This window comes from Blastococcus sp. CT_GayMR16, assembly GCF_004570875.1.
Lineage (GTDB): Bacteria > Actinomycetota > Actinomycetes > Mycobacteriales > Geodermatophilaceae > Blastococcus_B.
Map to the genome: position 1 here is coordinate 1 of NZ_SPQK01000043.1, position 5,419 is coordinate 5,419.

3 rRNA genes are annotated in these 5,419 nt (G+C 58.6%); all 3 read left to right on the forward strand.

Annotated features, from left to right (window positions below):
- Window positions 1-65 precede the first annotated feature (65 nt).
- The 3 genes from E4P38_RS22595 to rrf all read left to right on the forward strand — a co-directional run bounded on the left by E4P38_RS22595 (window position 66) and on the right by rrf (window position 5,412).
- A 16S ribosomal RNA gene (locus E4P38_RS22595) occupies window positions 66-1,586 on the forward strand.
- A 456-nt stretch (window positions 1,587-2,042) separates the two neighbouring features.
- Window positions 2,043-5,175 (forward strand): 23S ribosomal RNA (locus E4P38_RS22600).
- Between the two features lie 120 nt (window positions 5,176-5,295).
- Window positions 5,296-5,412: ribosomal RNA gene (gene rrf, locus E4P38_RS22605) — 5S ribosomal RNA — on the forward strand.
- Together the 16S, 23S and 5S rRNA genes form the textbook arrangement of a ribosomal RNA operon.
- The last annotated feature ends 7 nt before the right edge of the window (window positions 5,413-5,419 follow it).

Genomic DNA, 5,419 nt, shown 5'->3' on the forward strand with positions numbered 1-5,419 from the left:
TGGGATTCCTTTGGTTGATTGATATCGAGAGTGCTAGCTCTCGGTTCTCAGCTGCGATCAAATCATCTACGGAGAGTTTGATCCTGGCTCAGGACGAACGCTGGCGGCGTGCTTAACACATGCAAGTCGAGCGAGGCCCGCCTTTCGGGGTGGTGTCCTAGCGGCGAACGGGTGAGTAACACGTGGGCAACCTGCCCTCAGCTCTGGGATAACTCCAAGAAATTGGGGCTAATACCGGATATGACCGCTGACCGCATGGTCTGGTGGTGGAAAGATTTATCGGCTGGGGATGGGCCCGCGGCCTATCAGCTTGTTGGTGGGGTAGTGGCCTACCAAGGCGACGACGGGTAGCCGGCCTGAGAGGGTGACCGGCCACACTGGGACTGAGACACGGCCCAGACTCCTACGGGAGGCAGCAGTGGGGAATATTGCGCAATGGGCGAAAGCCTGACGCAGCGACGCCGCGTGGGGGATGACGGCCTTCGGGTTGTAAACCTCTTTCAGCAGGGACGAAGCGAAAGTGACGGTACCTGCAGAAGAAGCACCGGCCAACTACGTGCCAGCAGCCGCGGTAATACGTAGGGTGCAAGCGTTGTCCGGAATTATTGGGCGTAAAGAGCTCGTAGGCGGTTTGTTGCGTCGGCTGTGAAATCCCGAGGCTCAACCTCGGGTCTGCAGTCGATACGAGCAAACTAGAGTGTTGCAGGGGAGACTGGAATTCCTGGTGTAGCGGTGAAATGCGCAGATATCAGGAGGAACACCGGTGGCGAAGGCGGGTCTCTGGGCAACAACTGACGCTGAGGAGCGAAAGCGTGGGGAGCGAACAGGATTAGATACCCTGGTAGTCCACGCCGTAAACGTTGGGCGCTAGGTGTGGGGCTCATTCCACGAGTTCCGTGCCGCAGCTAACGCATTAAGCGCCCCGCCTGGGGAGTACGGCCGCAAGGCTAAAACTCAAAGGAATTGACGGGGGCCCGCACAAGCGGCGGAGCATGTTGCTTAATTCGATGCAACGCGAAGAACCTTACCTAGGCTTGACATGCACGGAAATCCTCCAGAGATGGTGGGTCCGTAAGGGCCGTGCACAGGTGGTGCATGGTTGTCGTCAGCTCGTGTCGTGAGATGTTGGGTTAAGTCCCGCAACGAGCGCAACCCTCGTTCTATGTTGCCAGCACGTCATGGTGGGGACTCATAGGAGACTGCCGGGGTCAACTCGGAGGAAGGTGGGGATGACGTCAAATCATCATGCCCCTTATGTCTAGGGCTGCAAACATGCTACAATGGCCGGTACAAAGGGCTGCGATACCGCGAGGTGGAGCGAATCCCAAAAAGCCGGTCTCAGTTCGGATTGGGGTCTGCAACTCGACCCCATGAAGTTGGAGTCGCTAGTAATCGCAGATCAGCAACGCTGCGGTGAATACGTTCCCGGGCCTTGTACACACCGCCCGTCACGTCACGAAAGTCGGTAACGCCCGAAGCCGGTGGCCCAACCCTTGTGGAGGGAGCCGTCGAAGGCGGGATCGGCGATTGGGACGAAGTCGTAACAAGGTAGCCGTACCGGAAGGTGCGGCTGGATCACCTCCTTTCTAAGGAGCACTGGCCGCCAGAGTTGTTCTGGTGGTCCAGACCTGTGCCCGGACCGTGACGGTCGCCCATCACCGGGTGGCCGCGGGTGTTCGGGACAGCGCTCGAGGGTGGAACACTGACCAGTTCGGCCGGCAGCTGTCATCGCCGTTAGTACGGCCCGTGGTCTCTTCGGAGGTTCGGGTGTGGAACGCGCGTGGTGGTGGGGAACCGGTTGTAGGCACGCTGTTGGGTCCTGAGAGAGCGGGCGACCGTTTCATCTCTTGTCAGGGCTCTCCTGTTTTTGTACCGCCACGTCTCTGCGGAGGGTGTGGGCCGGCGGGGGCGGTTGGGGGGTGTCTGGTCGTACGTTGAGAACTGCACAGTGGACGCGAGCATCTTCTGACTCTGTAGTTCAAGGGTTTGTGTAGGCCCGCCGCATCGTCTCCTTCCGGGGGTGGTGGGCGGGATTTTTGTGTGGCCAAGTTTTTAAGGGCGCACGGTGGATGCCTTGGCACCAGGAGCCGATGAAGGACGTAGGAGGCTGCGATAAGCCTCGGGGAGCTGTCAACCGAGCGTTGATCCGAGGATTTCCGAATGGGGGAACCCCGCACCAGTCATGTGGTGTGACCCGCGCCTGAACACATAGGGCGTGTGGAGGGAACGTGGGGAAGTGAAACATCTCAGTACCCACAGGAAGAGAAAACAACCGTGATTCCGTGAGTAGTGGCGAGCGAAAGCGGATGAGGCTAAACCGATTGCATGTGATAGCCGGCAGGCGTTGTGTGGTCGGGGTCGTGGGACGACTCAATATCTTCTGCCGAGGGTGTAGGGAGTAAGAAAGTGTTGTCGTTAGTGGAAGGCCTCTGGAAGGGGTCGCCGTAGAGGGTGAGAGCCCCGTACACGAAAACGCAGCACCTCCCGAGTTGTATCCCAAGTAGCACCGAGCCCGTGAAATTCGGTGTGAATCTGGCGGGACCACCCGCTAAGCCTGAATACTCCCTGGTGACCGATAGCGGACAAGTACCGTGAGGGAAAGGTGAAAAGTACCCCGGGAGGGGAGTGAAATAGTACCTGAAACCGTGTGCCTACAAGCCGTGAGAGCCTTATGCCCTTCGGGGTGGGGGTGATTGCGTGCCTTTTGAAGAATGAGCCTGCGAGTTAGTGGTACGTGGCGAGGTTAACCCGTGTGGGGTAGCCGTAGCGAAAGCGAGTCCGAACAGGGCGTTCTATAGTCGCGTGCTCTAGACCCGAAGCCGAGTGATCTACCCATGGCCAGGTTGAAGCGCGGGTAAGACCGCGTGGAGGACCGAACCCACCAGGGTTGAAAACCTGGGGGATGAGCTGTGGGTAGGGGTGAAAGGCCAATCAAACTCGGTGATAGCTGGTTCTCCCCGAAATGCATTTAGGTGCAGCGTCACGTGTTTCTTGCCGGAGGTAGAGCACTGGATGGCTGAGGGGCCCCACAAGGTTACTGACGTCAACCAAACTCCGAATGCCGGTAAGTGAGAGCGTGGCAGTGAGACTGCGGGCGATAAGGTTCGTAGTCGAGAGGGAAACAGCCCAGATCATCGGCTAAGGCCCCTAAGCGTGTGCTAAGTGGAAAAGGATGTGGAGTCGCAGAGACAACCAGGAGGTTGGCTTAGAAGCAGCCATCCTTGAAAGAGTGCGTAATAGCTCACTGGTCAAGTGATTCCGCGCCGACAATGTAGCGGGGCTCAAGCACACCGCCGAAGCCGTGGCATTCACATGTTCACCCGTCATCGCCCTCGAGGTGGTGGCCAGGTGTGTGGATGGGTAGGGGAGCGTCGTGTGGCGGTCGAAGCGGCGGAGTGATCCAGCCGTGGACGCCACGCGAGTGAGAATGCAGGCATGAGTAGCGAGAGGGGAGTGAGAACCTCCCCCGCCGGAAGACCAAGGGTTCCTGGGCCAGGCTAATCCGCCCAGGGTGAGTCGGGACCTAAGGCGAGGCCGACAGGCGTAGTCGATGGACAACGGGTTGATATTCCCGTACCCGCGAAGGAACGCCCATGCTGAACCCAGCGATGCTGACCGCCCGAATGCTCATGGTGATCCTTTCGAGGTGAGCTGTGGGTTCTAGCGCGGGACCCGGACTGGTAGTAGGCAAGCGATGGGGTGACGCAGGAAGGTAGTCCTACCGGTGAGTGGTAGTACCGGTGCAAGGGTGTGGCCCGTGGAATAGGTAAATCCGTTCCACACACAGGGTGAGACCTGACGCATAGCCGAATGAGGCGAATTGGATGATCCTATGCTGCCGAGAAAAGCCTCTAGCGAGTTCCGAGCGGCCCGTACCCCAAACCAACTCAGGTGGTCAGGTAGAGAATACCGAGGCGATCGAGCGAACTGTGGTTAAGGAACTCGGCAAAATGCCCCCGTAACTTCGGGAGAAGGGGGGCCGGTGACTGTGAACCCACTTGCTGGGGGCAGCGGTGGCCGGCCGCAGAGACCAGTGAGAAGCGACTGTTTACTAAAAACACAGGTCCGTGCGAAGTCGTAAGACGATGTATACGGACTGACGCCTGCCCGGTGCTGGAACGTTAAGGGGACGGGTTAGTCCTTCGGGGCGAAGCTCAGAACTCAAGCGCCAGTAAACGGCGGTGGTAACTATAACCATCCTAAGGTAGCGAAATTCCTTGTCGGGTAAGTTCCGACCTGCACGAATGGCGTAACGACTTCTCAGCTGTCTCAACCACAGGCTCGGCGAAATTGCACTACGAGTAAAGATGCTCGTTACGCGCGGCAGGACGGAAAGACCCCGGGACCTTTACTATAGCTTGATATTGGTGTTCGGTTCGGCTTGTGTAGGATAGGTGGGAGACTGTGAAGTCCGCACGCCAGTGTGGGTGGAGTCATCGTTGAAATACCACTCTGGTCGAATTGGATGTCTAACCTCGGTCCGTGATCCGGATCAGGGACAGTGTCAGGTGGGTAGTTTAACTGGGGCGGTTGCCTCCCAAAATGTAACGGAGGCGCCCAAAGGTTCCCTCAGCCTGGTTGGCAATCAGGTGTCGAGTGCAAGTGCACAAGGGAGCTTGACTGCGAGACCGACGGGTCGAGCAGGAGCGAAAGCTGGGACTAGTGACCCGGCACCGGCATGTGGAAGCGGTGTCGCTCAACGGATAAAAGGTACCCCGGGGATAACAGGCTGATCTTCCCCAAGAGTCCATATCGACGGGATGGTTTGGCACCTCGATGTCGGCTCGTCGCATCCTGGGGCTGGAGTAGGTCCCAAGGGTTGGGCTGTTCGCCCATTAAAGCGGTACGCGAGCTGGGTTTAGAACGTCGTGAGACAGTTCGGTCCCTATCCGCCGTGCGCGTAAGAGACTTGAGAAGAGCTGTCCCTAGTACGAGAGGACCGGGACGGACGAACCTCTGGTGTGCCAGTTGTACCGCCAGGTGCACTGCTGGTTAGCTACGTTCGGCAGGGATAACCGCTGAAAGCATCTAAGCGGGAAGCTCGCTTCAAGATGAGGTCTCTCACCGACCAGATCGGGTAAGGCCCCCGCCCAGACCAGCGGGTTGATAGGCCGGAAGTGGAAGCACCGCAAGGTGTGCAGCTGACCGGTACTAACAGGCCGAGGGCTTGACCACACACACCCACACAGCACCCTTGTGCTGGAGTAGTCAGGCAACAAACAAAGATGTCACGCGTCCACTGTGCGGTTCTGAACGCACGAACCAGCCCCATCTGGTTCGACATGTTCACAGAGTTACGGCGGCCATGGCGAGAGGGAAACGCCCGGTCTCATTCCGAACCCGGAAGCTAAGCCTCTCAGCGCCGATGGTACTGCCCTGGAGACGGGGTGGGAGAGTAGGACGCCGCCGGACAACCATT